Source organism: Geminicoccaceae bacterium (assembly GCA_020638465.1).
GTDB lineage: Bacteria > Pseudomonadota > Alphaproteobacteria > Geminicoccales > Geminicoccaceae > JAGREO01.
In genome coordinates this window covers 324,713-341,599 of sequence record JACKIM010000002.1, presented here as the reverse complement: position 1 = coordinate 341,599, position 16,887 = coordinate 324,713, and the positions used below count along the sequence as shown (strand labels likewise).

Genomic DNA, 16,887 nt, shown 5'->3' with positions numbered 1-16,887 from the left:
ATGGCCGAGCAAGTCCCCCCGGAACGAGGAAGAAACGTCAATGGGCGCCGACGATGTGGGCGACGACTTCCTGCATGTTGGTCCGCGCGGTTTCCTCTTCGGCAATCACCTGCCCCTGCCGCAGGGCGACGATACGGTCCGAGACCGCAAAGACATCGGTCAGCCGGTGACTGATGAGAATGACCGAGATACCCTGCTCCCTGAGGCCGCGGATGAGGTCCAGCACATGCTCGACCTCGCGCACGGCAAGGGCCGCCGTCGGCTCGTCCATGATGACGAGCTTGGGATCGAAGGTCAGCGCTCGCGCAATCGCCACCGACTGCTGCTGGCCGCCCGAGAGATAGCCGACATCGACATGGATCGATGGAATTCTTGCACCGAGGCGCTCAACCATCCGCCTCGCCTCTTCGTCGATCCGGCCCCGGTCGATCATGGGCAGGAAGCCCAGCCACTTGCGCACCGGTTCCCGACCGAGGAAGATGTTGGCAGCGACATTCTGCTGCCGGGCCAGCGCCAGATCCTGATAGATCATCTCGATCCCGCGCTCGCGGATCTCGCCCGGCAAGGTTCTGGTAATATCCTGACCATCGAAGCGGATGGTCCCCTCGTCGGCACTGTAGATACCCGAGATGGTCTTCATCAGCGTCGACTTGCCCGCACCATTGTCCCCGACAAGGGCCAGCACCTCGCCGCGGGCAACCGAGAAGCTGATACCGGACAGGGCCTGGATACTGCCGAAGCGCTTTTGCACGTTGGTGAGTTCGAGCAGTGCACTCATGCGTCGCGCCTCCGCCTGCCCGTCTGGTCGAGCCAGACCGCGAAGATGAGCACCGCACCGATCGATATCTGCTGATAATAGGATTGTACGGCGAGCAGGTTGAGTCCGTTCTGCAGGACACCCATGATGAGCGCGCCGATGAAGGTGCCAAGGATCGAGCCGCGACCGCCGAACAGATTGGTCCCGCCGATGATGGCGGCGGTGATCGCGGTGAGTTCGTAACCGACACCCGCCGTCGGATCGCCGGCATTCACCCTGCTCATGAACAGCAGGCCACCGACGCCGGCCATGAGGCCGGACACCGTATAGAGCTTCAACTTGTGGGTTTCGACCTGCACCCCCATGGCGCGTGCGGCCATCTCGTTGTCGCCGATGACCAGCGTGTATCGACCGAAGCGCGTGTAGGCGAGGATGTAATGCATCACCAGCGCAACACCGATGAAGATGAATACCGGCATGGGCACGCCCCACGGTCGTCCCTGTCCCAGAAAGACGATTTCCGGGGCCAGGCCATAGATGGTCTGGCCATTGGCGATCACCAGAGCCACCCCGCGCGCGATCCCCAACATGCCGAGAGTGACGATGAAGGCTGGTATGCGACCGCGGGTGATCAACAGACCGTTGATGAAACCGGCCAGAGCACCTGCACCGAGACAGCCGATGATACCGAAGATCCAGGGCAGTTCCGCACGGTCGATCAACCAGGCGCCGACCACGGCCGAGACCCCCAGCACCGACCCCAGGGACAAGTCCAGACCGGCCGCGCTGATGACGTAGGTCGCACCGATCGCGAGGACACCGATAGTGGCCGTAGCCAGGAGAATATTGAGAATGTTGGAGACCGAAAGAAAATATGGCGACATCCAGGCCATCGCCGCAGAGAGCAGCAGCAGTACCCCCAGGCTTTCGATTCGAAAGGAAAGCCTCGCCAAAAGGGGAGGTCCTGCCGCCCCGATGCCTGCGTTCATGTTCTTTCTTGCTCCCCGACAGCTTCGACCAGGCCCAACCGGTCACCTGACATGCCATGGTGATAAACAGTCGGTCCGCGGGTTGGCAAGAGCACCTTCCTTGCAACAGGCTGCCTGCACGGGCAAGCTGGCCGCAAGGTCGGTCATGGGAGGTACCCGGTGAGGCAAGCTGGCGGAACTATCGGTGTCGATGTGGGTGGGACCTTTACCGACCTTGTCGCAATCGCGGGATCCCCGACACGGGACGGAAGCTCCCGCCTGCTGGTCGCCAAGGTCCCGAGCACACCTCAAAACCAGGCGCTCGGAGTACTCGATGCGATATCCCGGGCGGCTCTCGACCTCGCCACGATCGAGACCATCGTCCACGGGACGACGACCACGACCAATGCCCTGCTCGAACGCGGGATCGCCCGTACCGGCCTGATCACCACCCGCGGGTTTCGCGATATCCTCGAACTGGGGCGACGTACCCGTCCACAACCCTATGGCATGACCGGTGTATTCGAACCGCTGATCCCCCGCGAATTGCGACGGGAGGTCGAAGAGCGTACCGATGCCGAGGGACGCGTGGTGACACCGCTTGACGAGGACGGAGTCCGGCAGGCCGCGGAAGCCTTGATCGAGGCAGGTTGCGAATCCGTCGTGATCCACTTCCTCCACGCCTATGCCCGCCCCGGGCACGAGATCCGTGCTGGCGAGATCGTCCGCTCGCTCTGGCCGAATGCGCATGTCACAGTCGGCCACGAGGTGCTCTCGGAGTTCCGCGAGTTCGAACGAGGCACGACCGCCACGGTCAATGCCGTGGTGCAGCCCGTACTTGCACGTTATGTGGCGCATCTGCGCGACGAGCTGAAACGGCGGGGCTTCGCGCGCGACCTTCTCGTGATGCAGGGCAATGGCGGCACGGTGGCTGCCGAACTCGTAGCGGAGGAAGCTGCCAAGACGGTCATGTCGGGTCCGGCTTCGGGAGTGATGGCAGCCGCATTCATCGGTCAGCTTGCCGGATTTCCCGATCTCATCACCTACGACATGGGGGGAACGAGTTCCGACGTGGCCCTCATACAAGCCGGCGTTCCGGCGGTGAGCGACGAACTCGAACTCGAACACGGCATGCCGATCCATGTGCCCATGGTCGATGTTCATACCATCGGGGCCGGTGGCGGTTCGATAGCATTCATCAACGATGGCGGGATGTTGCAGGTTGGTCCGCGCAGTGCAGGTGCCGTGCCCGGCCCCATCGCGTTCGGCCGCGGCGGCAGCGAGCCCACCATCACCGATGCCAACCTGGTACTGGGCCGACTCAATCCGGAGGGGCTGCTGTCGGTCGATGGCCGGGCGCCGCTCGAACGGGTCGAGCGCGCCATCGAGGAGAAAATCGGCCATCCCCTCGGCCTCGACGCAAGGTCGGCCGCAGCCGCCATCCTGCGTATCGCCAACGACCGGATGGCCGGGGCCATCCGCATGGTCTCGCTCGCCCGCGGCCACGATCCCCGCGACTACGCGCTGTTCGCCTTTGGCGGCGCCGGTCCGCTGCATGCAAGCGCCATCGCCCGAGAATTGGGCATACCGCGGGTCCTGATCCCGGTGCGCCCCGGCATCACCAACGCCATCGGTTGCGTTGTCGCCGACATCCGTCACGATCTGACACTGACCATCAATCGCACTCTCGACAATGTCGGGGATGGTGAAATTGCGAACATCCTGGACGATCTCGAATCGCGTGGAAGGATCGCGCTGGGTCGCGAACATGTCGCCATCGACAGCGTGCAGGTGAATTTCTCACTCGACATGCAGTTTCGCGGGCAGACCCATGTCCTCAATGTTCCCGCGAGACCCGGAACTCTCGACCGCACATCGATCCGCTCGGCTTTCGATGCCGCCTACCTCGATCGCTTCGGCATAGAGTTGCCTGAAATGACACCGGTGATTGTCGCCCTCAAGGCCAGCGTCGTTGCCAAGCGCAGCGGCGTCCACGCCGACCTGCTTCGCGATGACGGCGATCGCCGGCGTGACGTTGCCGATGCCCGTATCGGAACACGCCGGGTCCGGTTCGGCAAGGACTGGATGGAGACACCTGTCTACAACCGTCGAAGCCTGCCGCTGGAAGCTGTTATCGCCGGCCCGGCGATCATCGAACAACTCGACACCACCATCGTCGTCGAGCCGGGCGACAGAGTGGAATCCGACCGTTTCGGCAATCTGGTCATCTCGGTGGCGCGACCGCGACCATTGGCTTGACAAGCCGGCCCGATGCGTGGAGTATGTATAATAGTTCAAACAGCGAAAAAATGTTCATGGGTGGCGATGAACGACAGGCGCATGAACTGGGGATGGCGACGCGAGCCGCATGGCTCTCGTATATTGGCGGCATGACACAAGAGGATATCGCAACCAGACTTGGAGTTTCCCGGGTCAAGGTCAATCGCCTGATCGCGATGGCCCACAAGGAAGGTCTGGTCCGGGTGACCATCGAAGGGTCGGCCGCCCATTGCATCGAGCTTGAGGAAACGCTCAGCAACGGTTATGGCCTTGAGTTCTGCGTGGTTGCCCCGGATATCGGCGAGACCGACCTTCCGCTGCGTACGCTGGCGGCCGCCGGTTCGCATTTCCTGCTGACCACGCTGGAGCAGCGTCCACGCAACATCGTCGGGCTCGGACACGGGCGCACACTTGGCGCCGTGATCGACCGCCTGCCGCGCATGCCGCAATGCGACAGCAAATTCGTGTCGCTGCTGGGCAGCCTTACCCGTCATGCGGCAGCCAACCCCTATGATGTCATTCACCGGCTGGCGGAACGGGTTCCGGGCGAGACGTTCTTCATGCCGGTGCCGATGATGGCCAATACCATCGACGACAAGGCCGTGCTGATGGCACAGCACAGCGTTTCGCAGGTTTTCGAGACCGCGAGACAGGCGGAACTGATGATCGTCGGCATCGGCAGCGTGAGCCGCACGCCGCATCTGCTCGAGACCGGCATGATCACATCCGGGGAATTCGCCGCACTGGAACAGCTGGGCGCACGGGGGGAAATGCTGGGCCGGTTCTTCGGCGAAGACGGCAAGGTCATCGAGAGCGAGATCGCCGATCGCGCCATGTCGCTCGATCTGGCCGACCTTCGGGGTAAGGAGGTCGTGGCGATTGCCGGCGGCCAGGGCAAGGCGCACGCCATCCGAGCAGTCCTCAAGAGCGGTATCCTGTCGGGCCTCATCACCGATGAGAGTACGGCCCATCGAATGGTCGAGCTGGGGCAGAGGAGCCCGGCACGACCTGCAGTTCAAACGTCGTGACTAGCCAAGGGAGGCATTGATGCACGAAAAAGCCAAGGATCTGGCCCAAGCCGTCATCCGCAAGGAAATCGGACGCCGTGACTTCCTGCGCCGGACCGGGAGCATGGGGCTTACGGCAGCGGCCAGTGTCCACATCCTCAACATGATGCAGACCCGCGCTCTTGCCGCTGACTTCGACTGGAAGCAGCACCAGGGGAAGACGGTCAACCTTCTCATGAACAAGCATCCCTACATGGATGCGATGATCGACAATCTCGACAATTTCCGCGAACTGACGGGAATGGACGTCAAGTATGATGTCTTTCCCGAAGACGTCTACTTCGACAAGGTCACCGCCGCGCTGTCGTCGGGCTCGACCCAGTACGATGCGTTCATGACCGGCGCCTATCAGACCTGGCAGTACGGTCCCGCGGGCTGGCTCGTCGACCTGTCGGAATACATCAACGACCCCGCGCGCACCAACCCGAACTACAATTGGGACGATGTGCTGCCGAACCTGCGCGCCTCGACCGCATGGTCGGGCATTCCCGGTGCCGAGCTCGGTGGCGAGGGTGCCAAGCAATGGTGCATTCCATGGGGATTCGAGCTCAATTCGGTCACCTACAACAAGCGCATCTTCGATCAGCTTTCCATGACTCCGCCGGAGAACATGGACGACATGATGGAAAAGGCGGCCAAGATCACCAGCGATGTCGACGGCGTGTACGGGATCGGCGTCCGCGGCTCGCGCAGCTGGGCAACGATCCATCCGGGATTCCTCTCGGCCTACTCCAATTTCGGCCAGAAGGATTTCACCCTGGAGGACGGCAAGCTGATGGCCGCAATGGGCACGGCCGAATCCAAGGCGTTCCATGCCAAGTGGGTCAAGATGATCCAGGACAGCGGGCCCAAGGACTGGTCGACCTATACATGGTATCAGGTCGGAACGGATCTCGGTGCCGGTGCTTCGGGCATGATCTTCGACGCCGATATCCTGGGCTATTTCATGAACGGAGGCGGCAATGCCGAGGCCGGCAATCTGGCCTACAGCGCCTTTGCTGCCAATCCCGAGGCCGGCGCGCCCACACCCAATGTCTGGATCTGGTCCCTTGGCCTCAGCCAGTTCTCCAGCCAGAAGGACGCCGCCTGGTTGTGGATGCAGTGGGCCAGCGGTACCGAGCACGGCGTGTTCGGCGCGACCCAGAAGGATTTCGTCAATCCCGTGCGCCAGTCGGTATGGGATGACCAGAACTTCCAGGATCGTATCGCCAAGAGCTACCCGGGCTATCTGGAGCAGTACAAGGCTTCGGCACCGGGCTCGAAGATCTACTTCACGCCGCAGCCGCTGTTCTTCAACCTGACGACCGAGTGGGCTGCCAGCCTGCAGAAGATGGTCGCCGGCGAGGTTGGCGTCGATGAGGGGCTCGACCAGCTCGTCGACAGCGTCAATCGACAGCTTCGCTCGGTCGGTCTCTGATCGAAGCCTGCCTCTATGATGGGCCGCACCGGATCTTGATGGATCCGGTGCGGCCTGGAACGAATGATCGGGGAGAATGCCTTGAATTCGGCAGCCAAGCGACCGTTCATACAGGTTGCCTTGCCATATATTCTGAGTTTGCCCGCGCTGCTGGTCTGCATCGGCATTCTCATTCCGTTCGGCACTGCGGTGTATTATTCGCTGCAACGCTACAATCTGGCGTTCCCGATGACCCGCGGGTTCATCTGGTTCGACAATTACTATGCGTTCTTGAGCGATCCGGCATTCTGGAACACGATCAGGATTTCCCTGCTCTATACCTTCGTGACTGTCGTCATCGAGCTGCTTCTGGGTCTCGGCGTCGCCCTCCTCCTGCAACGCCGGTCGCTGCTCAACAATGCCTTGAGCATCATGCTCATGCTTCCCCTCATGATAGCACCGGCCATTGCCGCGTTGATGTGGAAGCTGATGACCAATCCGAATTTCGGCATTCTCTCCTACCTGATAGGCCTTGTCGGCCTGGATGATTTCAAGTGGGCGAGTGATCCGAGCACGGCCCTCTTCACGGTCACTCTCGTCGATGTCTGGGTCTACACGCCGTTCATGATGATCCTGCTGCTGGCGGGTCTGCGGGCCCTGCCGCGCCAGCCGTTCGAGGCGGCAGAACTCGACGGCGTCCCGGCATCCTTCGTCTTCTTCCGCATCACCCTGCCGATGCTGACCCCCTACATCATCACCGCGGTGCTGTTCCGCATGCTGGAAAGTATCCAGCAGTTCGATATCATCTACGCAATGACACAAGGCGGGCCGGGCGACACGCTGATGGTGTTTCAGGTGCAGGCCTATCTCGAGCGCTACCAGTACACCAATGTCGGCGGTTCGGCGGCCCTGCTGATGGTGCTCTGGGCAATCACCTTCACACTCTCCAACGTCTTCGTCAAACAGTGGCTGCGGCTGCGCGAACGCAGCAGGGGAGCTTGATCCATGGGCAGCAATAGCGGATGGAAGAAATGGCTGCGTGGAACACTTCTCACGCTCGTCACCCTTTTCTTCCTGTTTCCTATCTTCTGGGTATTCCTCATGTCGTTTCAGACGAATGAAACGATCTTGAGAATTCCGCCTTCGATCATCTTCGAGCCTACGCTACAGAACTATGTGGCGTTGATATCCGGCAAGCTGGAAAGCCAGGCAGGTGTGCTCGAAATCGCATTCATGAAGAACCTGGGGAACAGCCTCATCCTGAGTACGGTGTCGGTGGCGCTTTCCCTTCTTCTGGGCATCCCTGCCGCCTATGCCTTCGCCCGTTTCAAGTTCCGTCTTGGCGAAGATATCGCGTTCACGCTGTTGTCGTTCCGCTTTGCACCGCCGCTTCTCGTCCTTCTTCCGCTGGCACTCTATTTCCAAAGCATGGGACTCATCGATACCTATTTCGGCCTCATCTGGGTCTACCAGCTCATCACCCTGCCGCTCATCCTGTGGATTGTCCGCGGCTACTTCGAGGACATCAGCGAGGATATCGAGCATGCCTATCGGGTCGACGGCAACAGCTGGCTGAAGACCTTCCTGCGGATCTCGATTCCGCTGGCACGTCCGGGCATCGCCGCCGCCATGCTGCTGGCGTTTATCTTCGCATGGAACAATTTCGTCTTTGCCCTCATTCTCGCTTCGGCGGACAAGCAGCCGGTGACCGTCGGCGCGCTCGCCTTCGTCACGGCATCGGGTATCCAGTATGGCCAGATCGCCGCCTCGATCGTGCTGTCCGTGACCCCCACCCTGCTCTTGGCGCTCTATGCCCAGCGCTATCTCGTCGAGGGCCTGTCGCTTGGAGCTGTCAAGGGATGAGCTATCTGCAACTTTCAGGCGTTACCAAACGCTTCAAAAGGGAAACCGTGCTCGAACGGCTCGATCTGGGCGTCGAACAGGGCGAGCGATTGGTCGTGTTCGGTCCTTCCGGCTCTGGCAAGACGGTCATGTTGCGCCTGATTGCGGGGCTGAACGAGCCCGACGAGGGAACGATCTCGATCGGCAACCGCGACGTGACCTATCTGGCTCCCGAGGACCGCGGCATCGGAATGGCCTTCCAGAACTTCGCGCTCTATCCTCACATGTCGGCCTTTGACAACATCGCCAGTCCACTGCGCGCCCGCGGCGAGAGTGATTCGGCCGTGCGGTCACGAGTCAACGAGGTCGCCGAACTCCTGCGCATCGGACATGTGCTCGGCCACCTGCCCAAGGCGCTGTCCAACGGCCAAAAGCAGCGCACCTCGCTCGCACGGGCACTGGCACCCAAGCCTCCTCTCCTGCTGCTCGACGATCCGCTGCGCAATGTCGATGCCAAGCTGCGCTACGAAATGCGTCTCGAACTGCCGCGCGTGCTCCGGCAGGCATCGGCAACGGTGATCTACGTCACGCAGGACTACAAGGAGGCCATGGCCCTGGGCGATCGGGTGGCGGTCCTCGACTCGACCCGCATCAGCCAGATCGGACCACCTTCGTCGATCTATGCCGCACCGGGAACACCGCAGATCGCCCGCCTGTTCGGAGATCCGACCATCAACATCATCGAACGCCAGTTCAGCAATGGCCACTTCGAGTTGTTCGGTCGCCAGATCACCTCTCCGGTCAACGGCAACGGCCGGAGGCTTGTCGGTATCCGTCCGGAGCATATCGCCGTGTCGATGGAACCCGGTGAGCAGACCATTCCCATGGTGCTCGATGCGGTGACGCCGCTGAATGTCCGCGCCGTCCTGCTGCTCAAGGCGGCCGACGGCAGCGAATTGCTGGCGAGTTGTTCGGAAGAGGAAGCCGCAGAGTTTCCGCGAGGACACAAGGACGTCCATGTGAGCATCGATTTCGCAAGACTGCATGTGTTCGATCCGGCGAGCGGCCAGCGCATCGACCCCGACCGTACGGGTGCCAGCGGAGGTGTCGCACATGGCTGAACTGGTCCTCGATACGGTCTGCAAGACCTACGATCCCAGGAGCCGTCACCCGGTCATGGCTGTCGATCATGTCGACATGCCGATCAAGGATGGTGAAATTGTCGGCCTGCTGGGTTCTTCCGGTTGCGGCAAGACCAGCACCTTGAGGATGATCGCAGGGTTCGAAAGCGTGACATCCGGTGAAATCCGCCTCGGCGAACGGGTCATCAATACGCTGCCGCCGGCCAGTCGCAACGTCGCCATGGCGTTCGAGGGCTATGCCCTCTACCCGCCCCTGCGCATCAAGGACAATATCGGCTTTGCCCTCCTGCGCGACCGCCGGCCGAAAGCCGAAGTCGCGGCCAAGGTTGACGAGGTGGCGGACCTGCTGGAGATCGACGATATCCTCGATCGCTTCCCTCCCACCATATCCGCCGGGCAACAGCAGCGGACCTCGCTCGCGAGGGCACTGATCCGCGATGCCGACGCCTACCTGCTCGATGAGCCGATGTCGCAGCTGGAGCCGCAGTTGCGGGCCATCCTGCGCGCACGCATCAAGGACTGGCTGATCACCCGCAAGATGACGACGGTATTCGTCACTCACGACCAGACCGAGGCCATCGCCCTCGCCGACCGGATCGCGGTCATGGAAAAGGGGGTTCTCCAACAGTTCGCCACGCCATCGCAGCTCAAGGAGCGGCCGGCCAATCTCTTCGTCGCGTCCTTCATAGGCGAGCCGCCCATGAACATTTACGAGGCGAAGGTGCGCAAGGATGGCGAACTCCTGCAACTGGTGGCCATCGACCAGGGTAGCGAAGCCTTCCGCGTCCCCCTTCCCGCGAGGGATCAGGCGCCGGAAGCCCATTCCGGCCTGCACGACGGTCAGGAGGTCTACCTTGGCGTGCGACCGCACAAGGTCCAGTTGGGCGGACAGGATGGCCTGCAGGGCAAGGTCGTCTCGCATCACTGGCTGGGAGACCAGACCCATATCGGCATCGAGTTCGGCCGCTCGCTGTTGATCGCCGTTGCCCACGGAATGTTCGAAGCGCCGGCGGGCAGCTCGATCGGTGTCGAACTGCCGGCATCGGCCCTGCACGTTTTCGACCGGAACAGCGAAGCGGCACTGTTCCACGGGATGATGCCTGCGGATCGGACTCCATGACCGCCGATATCATCATCGGCATCGATGCCGGCACCTCGGTGATCAAGGCCGTCGCCTTCGACCTCGAAGGCCGGCAACTGGCCATGACGGCCAGGCCGAACCATTACACCGAACCCGGTGGCGGTGCGGTCGAGCAGGACATGACCCGGACATGGTCCGATGCGGCGGCCGTACTGCGCGAGATGGGCGAGCGCATCGACGGGCTGCCGCAAAGGGTTGCGGCGATCGGCATCACCGGCCAGGGCGACGGGACATGGCTCGTCGACGCCGACGGTGAGCCGGTGTCACCGGCCTGGTTGTGGCTCGACAGCCGGTCGGCATCCATAGTCGAGGAACTGGAACGCTCCGGTGTCCGCAGGAGCATGTATGCCTATACCGGCTGCGGTCTGAATGCCTGCAACCAGAGCGCGCACCTGTTGTGGCTCCAGCGTCATGCGCCCCAGTTGCTGGAACGCACGCGAACAGCGATGCACTGCAAGGACTGGATCTATTTCCGCATGACGGGCCGGCGGGTCACGGACAGCGCCGAGGGAACGTTTACCTTCGGCGATTTTCGCACGCGCGCCTATGAACCGGAGATTCTCAAGGCTCTGGGCATCGGTCACCTCGCCCGTCTCCTGCCGGAGATGATCGACGGTTCGCGAACCTGTCATCCGCTGTCGGTGGAAGCCGCAGCCGCCACAGGGCTGCGCGAGGGAACCCCGGTCAGCCTCGGCTTCCTCGACGTCATCTGCACCGGTCTCGGTGGCGGGCTCTATGCGCCCGGCAAGGATGTCGGCTGTTCGATCATCGGGACGACCAGCATGCACATGCGGCTCGTCGACCATCCGGACAAGGTTGTCCTCGATGCCGAACCGTCCGGCTACACGATGACCTTCCCCGTCGAGGATCACCTCACGCGCATGCAGTCGAACATGGCGGCGACCATCAATATCGACTGGATCACCGATCGCATCCGGGAAGGTGCGGCGCTACTCGGGACCGCGGTGTCGCGCAGGGAAGCCCTTGCAGCACTGGATCCGAAGGTTCTGGATGCCAGACCGGCCGCAGCGCTCTATCATCCCTATATTCACGAGGCGGGCGAGCGCGGGCCGTTTGTCGATGTGAATGCCCGCGCCCAGTTCATGGGACTTTCGACCCGGGTGACCACCATGGACCTGATGCGATCCGTCTATGAGGGACTGTCGCTGGCGGGACGGGACTGTTACGAAGCCATGGGAGAAATTCCCCAGGAGGTGAGAATCACCGGCGGGGCTGCCCGTTCCCTCGCGCTGAAGACCATCTTCGCCAGCGTTCTTGACAGGCCCGTGCGTGTCATCGAGCGCGAGGAGGCCGGTGCTGCGGGTACCGCGATGATGGCGGCGGTGGCGATCGGAGCCTATGGCGACATGGCCTCCTGTGCCCGGCAGTGGGTCGAACCGCTCATCGGTTCGATGGTCGAACCCGATCCGCAACTTGGCGAAATCTACGACCGGCAGTTCGAAATCTATGTCTCGGCCCGCAAGGCCACCCAACCCATCTGGCGGCAATTGAACTCATGACCACACGCACCGTCATCATCGGCGATCATTTCATGCGCCCGGACTATTTCGAGGCCGAATTGCGCAAGATCGATGGCCTGGAGTTCCGTTCATTCACCCTCGACTGGCCGGACAAGCCTTTCATCTTCAGCCGCGATCATGGTGAACTGGCTGGATTACGCGAATTTCTCGGGGAACCTGATGGCATTGTCGAGATGATCGGCAATGCCGAGGTCCTCGTGACACATCTGGCACCCATCTCGGATTCGATCCTGAAGCGTTGCCCGGATCTCAAACTCATCGCCGTCAGCCGTGGCGGGCCGGTGAACATCGACATGGATGCGTGTCGGGTCCACGGGGTCAAGGTTGCCAATGCACCCGGCCGCAATGCTACCGCTGTCGCGGAATTCACCATCGGTGCCATCTTGATGGAAACCCGTCTCATGCGGCTCGGTCACGAAACCCTGCGCGCAGGGGTCTGGCGGGGCGACCTGTATCGGGCCGACATCACCGGACCGGAGCTGAGCGAGCTCACGGTGGGGCTCATCGGCTACGGGCATATCGGATCGAAGGTCACCAGGCTGCTCAGGCCGTTCGGTTGCCGCATTCTTGTCAACGATCCCTATGTCGGGATTGATGACGAAGACCGCACCAACGGTGTCGAGCAGGTGGATCTCGATACACTTCTGGAACAGTCGCATGTGGTGAGCCTCCACGCCCGGGTCACCGACGAGACCCGCGGTTTTCTCGCACGCGAGCAATTCGCGAAGATGCGCAAGGGAGCATGGTTCATCAATACCGCCCGTGGGCCGATGGTGAATTATGAGGATCTTCGCGACGCGTTGAAGAGTGGCCATCTGCGCGGAGCCATGCTGGAGACATTCTGGCAGGAGCCACCACCGGCCGACGCGGAAATTCTCCGTTTGCCGAATGTCACGTTAACACCACATATCGCCGGTGCGTCGACAACGACGATCCGCACCGCCGCCGTCATGGTGGCTGACGAGATTCGCCGCTGGCGTGCGGGCGAGCCGCTGAAAAATCCCTGCTGATGATGTTCGACCTCCTCGTCGTCGGTGGCGGAATCAACGGTGCGGGCATTGCCCGCGATGCGGCGGGCCGTGGCCTGTCGGTATTGCTCTGCGAGAAGGACGATCTCGCGCAGGGGACCTCGTCCCGTTCGGGAAAGCTGGTTCATGGTGGCCTTCGCTATCTTGAATATTACGAGTTCCGGCTGGTCCGCGAGGCACTGATCGAGCGCGAGGTGCTGCTGGCCGCGGCGCCGCACATCATCTGGCCGATGCGCTTCGTCCTGCCGCACAGCGCCGGGCAGCGCCCGGCATGGCTCATTCGCCTTGGCCTGTTCCTCTACGACCACCTGGGCGGTCGCAAGAAGTTGCCACCGACCCGGGCCATCGACCTGAGGCACGACCCGGAGGGAGTACCCATCCGGGATGATTTCACAAGGGCATTCGAATATTCCGACTGCTGGGTGGACGATGCCCGACTGGTGGTTCTCAATGCCATTGCGGCAAGAGAGGCGGGAGCCACCGTTCTCACAAGGACAGCCTTTCGTTCGGCCCGGCGCGATCACGATCACTGGACCGTCGAACTCGATGACCGCACGGTCCGATGTCGTTGCATCGTCAATGCCGCCGGTCCCTGGGTCGAACAGGTGATCGGCCGCAGCGGCATCAATGGCAAGCGCAGGGTGAGACTGGTCAAGGGCAGCCATATCATCACGAGGAAGTTCTGGGACGGTCCGCAGGCCTACCTGCTGCAGAATACCGACAAGCGGGTCATTTTCGTCAATCCCTACGAAAAGGACCTGACGCTGATCGGCACCACGGACATCCCCTATCAGGGACCGGCCGAAGAGGTGTCGATTGCCGCCCATGAGATCGACTACCTGCTCTCGGTTCTCAACCGCTATTTCAAGCGCTCGCTCAACCGCGAAGACGTCCTGCACAGCTTTTCCGGTGTTCGCCCCCTCTATGACGACGATGCGGAAAACCCGTCTGCGGTCACCCGCGACTATGTATTCGACATCGACGACAGTGCGGGGCCGCCGATCCTGTCGGTCTTCGGCGGCAAGATCACCACCTACCGCAAGCTGGCCGAACACGCGCTCGACAAGCTCAGGCCATTCTTCGCCGGGATGAAACCGGCCTGGACCTCGAATGTTCCCCTGCCGGGAGGCGATATCGACGATGCCGACTTCGAGCGCTTCGAGGCGGATTTCAGGCGTCGCCATGAGTGGTTGCCGGCGGAGATCGCCAGCCATCTTGCCCGGCTGTATGGCACCCGCGCCGAGGGGATCATCGCGGGCTGCTCGACGCCGGAGGACCTTGGCCATCATTTCGGCAGTACGCTGTACGAGTGCGAGTTGCGTCATCTCATCGACGGGGAATGGGCGAAAACCGCCGACGACGTCCTGCTGCGACGCACCAAGCACGGCCTGCACATGACCCGCGAACAAATTGCCGACCTTGGGGGCTGGTTCGAGAAACAGGCCCGTCATGGCTGATCGGCACTTCCTCGGCATCGATTGCGGCACTTCGGGGATGCGCGCGGTCGTCATCGACGATGATGGACGGATTGTCTTCGATGCGAAGGAAAATATTCCCGCGTCACGCCTGCATGACGATGCCCGCGTCACCCAGGATCCGCACGACTGGGAAAGGGCCCTCCTGCGACTGCTTGATGCTTTGCCGGCCGTGGATGCGCTGGCCGTCGACGGAACCTCCGGCACGCTGCTGCTGACCGACGAGGCCGGCGAGCCGCTCGGTCCGGCCCGCATGTACGACGATCGCGGCTCCGCAGCTCATGCCGGCCGGATCGGCAAGGTGGCGCCACCCGAATGCGGTGCGCATGGCGCCGCATCGCCGCTGGCACGCCTGCTCGATGCCCAACGGGAATATCCGCGGGCCGCGCGGGCGATGTTCCAGGCTGACTGGCTTGCCATGAAGCTCGGTGCACCACCCGGCATTTCGGATGAGAACAACGTCCTCAAGCTGGGTTACGATCCGGTTCGCCGCGAGTGGCCATCATGGATGGACGATCTCGGTGTCCGCCGCGATCTGCTTCCCCGGGTCGCGGCACCCGGAGCGGCGATTTCATCCGGACCCGGCAAGCCCATGATCCTGGCCGGCACCACGGACGGCTGTGCTTCGTTCCTGGCCACCGGAGCGGACCAGGTCGGCGATGCCGTCACGGCCCTCGGATCGACGCTGACACTCAAGCTGATGTCCGACAAACCGGTATTCGCGCCGGAACTGGGCGTCTACAGCCATCGGATGGGGGACCGCTGGCTGGCTGGCGGAGCGTCAAACAGCGGCGGAAAGGCGCTGTTGCGTTTTTTCACGGCGCCCGAAATGGAAAAACTCAGCGGGCAGCTGCATCCCGGGCGGCCGACAGGGATGCGCTGGCACCCGCTTGCGGGCACGGGCGAGCGTTTTCCCGTTCAGGATGACGCCCTGACCTTCGAACCTGCCGACCGCCCCGCCGACGACGCCATGTTCCTTCAGGCCCTGTTCGAGGGTATCGCCGATGTCGAGGCGCGCGGCTATGAGGCCCTGCGGTCGCACGGCGCACCCGCACTGCGCTCGCTGCGTACCGTCGGTGGCGGCGCCGGCAACCGGGCCTGGCAGACCATTCGCGAGAACCGGCTGGGAATCGGCATGACCGAGGCCCTGAGCGTCGAAGCAGCCTACGGGACCGCCCGCCTCGCAAGACAGGGATATCACGATGCCACACGCTGAATTCGGGCCCCTTCGCCGCCTGTCGGCCCGGCTGGGCCGCGATATCGAGCAGGTCCAGGCTTCTGGCGGCAATACCTCGATCAAGTCGGGCGATGTCATGTGGGTCAAGGCTTCCGGGCTTTGGCTCGCCGACGCTGACGACGATGATGTCTTCGTACCCGTGGACCGTGGAAAGGTGCTGGCTGCCATCGATGCGACAAGCGAGCAGGCCGTACTGGCATCCGTGATTGCGGGACAGAACGCGCGCGGCCTGCGCCCGTCGATCGAAACGAGCATGCATGCCCTGCTCGATCACGAGATCGTCATCCACACCCATTCGGTGCGGACCATCGCACTGGCCATCCGTGCGGATGCGAAACAACAGCTCGGCCAGCGCCTCGACGGAGAGGACTGGGCCTTCATCCCCTATTACAAGCCGGGAATGGACCTCACCCGGGGCATCGCCTCGGTTCTCGGCCATCATCCTTCCGGACGCAGGGCGACGATCCTCGTTCTGGGCAATCATGGTCTTGTCGTGGGAGCATCGACCGCCGAGGAAGCGGGCTCGATCATCGACAGGGTGGAACGCAAGCTGGATGCTCCGCTTCTCGCCGGCGAAAGCGATGTGCCCGACCGCGCACCGCCGGGCAGCACGCCGGTGGCCGACAGGCTGGCGCAGAGTCTTGCCGTCGTACCCGGATTGCGGAAGCTCGCGCTTGGCGGGTCCTATTATCCCGATCATGTGGTCTTTCTCGGGCCGGCGGCGGCAACGGAGCCGGGCGGCCCCTCGAAGCTGTTGCTGACTGCCGATGGAGCGTTCCTGCCGGATGATGCATCGGGCAGCGCACAAGCGATGGCCTCCTGTCTGGCCCATGTGCTCGCCCGCCTGCCCGGGCATGCCGAACTGCGTCGCCTGAGCATCGATGAGGAACTCGCACTCATGGACTGGGACGCGGAGAAATATCGCCAGCAGCTCGAACGCTGAAAGTCCCGACTGGCGCCTTGACGCGCGCTCGTTGCCGTCGTTCCATCCCGTTCGATATCAACGGGGAGGC

The 16,887-nt window shown here is 62.5% G+C and carries 14 protein-coding genes; 12 read left to right on the top strand and 2 right to left on the bottom strand.

Going from position 1 to position 16,887, the window contains the following annotated elements; genetic code table 11:
• Positions 1–37 precede the first annotated feature (37 nt).
• A complete protein-coding gene (locus H6851_11985; GenBank protein MCB9944324.1) occupies positions 38–778 on the bottom strand; it encodes a sugar ABC transporter ATP-binding protein in 741 nt (246 codons plus the stop codon).
• Positions 775–1,746 (bottom strand): ABC transporter permease, encoded by a 972-nt coding sequence (locus H6851_11980; GenBank protein ID MCB9944323.1) that lies wholly within the window; start codon positions 1,744–1,746, stop codon positions 775–777. The genes H6851_11985 and H6851_11980 overlap by 4 nt, the downstream gene beginning before the upstream one ends.
• 159 nt (positions 1,747–1,905) lie before the next feature.
• Between H6851_11980 and H6851_11975 the strand changes: the two genes are divergently transcribed.
• From H6851_11975 to H6851_11920, 12 genes are all read left to right on the top strand, one after another.
• Positions 1,906–3,984 carry a hydantoinase/oxoprolinase family protein gene (locus tag H6851_11975; GenBank protein ID MCB9944322.1) on the top strand — a complete coding sequence of 693 codons (2,079 nt, stop codon included), beginning with the start codon at positions 1,906–1,908 and terminating at the stop codon, positions 3,982–3,984.
• Positions 3,985–4,034: 50 nt separating this feature from the next.
• Positions 4,035–5,033, top strand: coding sequence for a sugar-binding transcriptional regulator (locus H6851_11970; GenBank protein ID MCB9944321.1), 999 nt, complete (start codon positions 4,035–4,037; stop codon positions 5,031–5,033).
• A gap of 19 nt (positions 5,034–5,052) precedes the next feature.
• On the top strand, positions 5,053–6,489 hold the full coding sequence (locus H6851_11965; GenBank protein ID MCB9944320.1) for an extracellular solute-binding protein: 1,437 nt from the start codon (positions 5,053–5,055) through the stop codon (positions 6,487–6,489).
• A gap of 63 nt (positions 6,490–6,552) precedes the next feature.
• The gene (locus H6851_11960) at positions 6,553–7,470 is read left to right on the top strand and encodes a sugar ABC transporter permease (protein ID MCB9944319.1); all 918 of its coding nucleotides are present in this window, start codon (positions 6,553–6,555) and stop codon (positions 7,468–7,470) included.
• 3 nt (positions 7,471–7,473) lie between these two features.
• Complete coding sequence (locus H6851_11955) at positions 7,474–8,331, top strand: carbohydrate ABC transporter permease (protein ID MCB9944318.1); 858 nt, start codon at positions 7,474–7,476, stop codon at positions 8,329–8,331.
• Positions 8,328–9,431: an ABC transporter ATP-binding protein gene (locus H6851_11950; GenBank protein ID MCB9944317.1), complete on the top strand. Its 1,104-nt coding sequence runs from the start codon at positions 8,328–8,330 to the stop codon at positions 9,429–9,431. The genes H6851_11955 and H6851_11950 overlap by 4 nt, the downstream gene beginning before the upstream one ends.
• Entirely contained in the window at positions 9,424–10,572 is a 1,149-nt protein-coding gene (locus tag H6851_11945) for an ABC transporter ATP-binding protein (protein ID MCB9944316.1), read from the top strand. The genes H6851_11950 and H6851_11945 overlap by 8 nt, the downstream gene beginning before the upstream one ends.
• Positions 10,569–12,113: a carbohydrate kinase gene (locus tag H6851_11940; GenBank protein ID MCB9944315.1), complete on the top strand. Its 1,545-nt coding sequence runs from the start codon at positions 10,569–10,571 to the stop codon at positions 12,111–12,113. Before H6851_11945 ends, H6851_11940 begins: the two co-directional genes overlap by 4 nt.
• A complete protein-coding gene (locus H6851_11935; protein MCB9944314.1) occupies positions 12,110–13,144 on the top strand; it encodes a 2-hydroxyacid dehydrogenase in 1,035 nt (344 codons plus the stop codon). The genes H6851_11940 and H6851_11935 overlap by 4 nt, the downstream gene beginning before the upstream one ends.
• Positions 13,144–14,619: a glycerol-3-phosphate dehydrogenase gene (locus H6851_11930; protein MCB9944313.1), complete on the top strand. Its 1,476-nt coding sequence runs from the start codon at positions 13,144–13,146 to the stop codon at positions 14,617–14,619. The genes H6851_11935 and H6851_11930 overlap by 1 nt, the downstream gene beginning before the upstream one ends.
• A complete protein-coding gene (locus H6851_11925) occupies positions 14,612–15,853 on the top strand; it encodes an FGGY-family carbohydrate kinase (protein ID MCB9944312.1) in 1,242 nt (413 codons plus the stop codon). Before H6851_11930 ends, H6851_11925 begins: the two co-directional genes overlap by 8 nt.
• Complete coding sequence (locus H6851_11920; protein MCB9944311.1) at positions 15,840–16,817, top strand: class II aldolase; 978 nt, start codon at positions 15,840–15,842, stop codon at positions 16,815–16,817. Before H6851_11925 ends, H6851_11920 begins: the two co-directional genes overlap by 14 nt.
• The last annotated feature ends 70 nt before the right edge of the window (positions 16,818–16,887 follow it).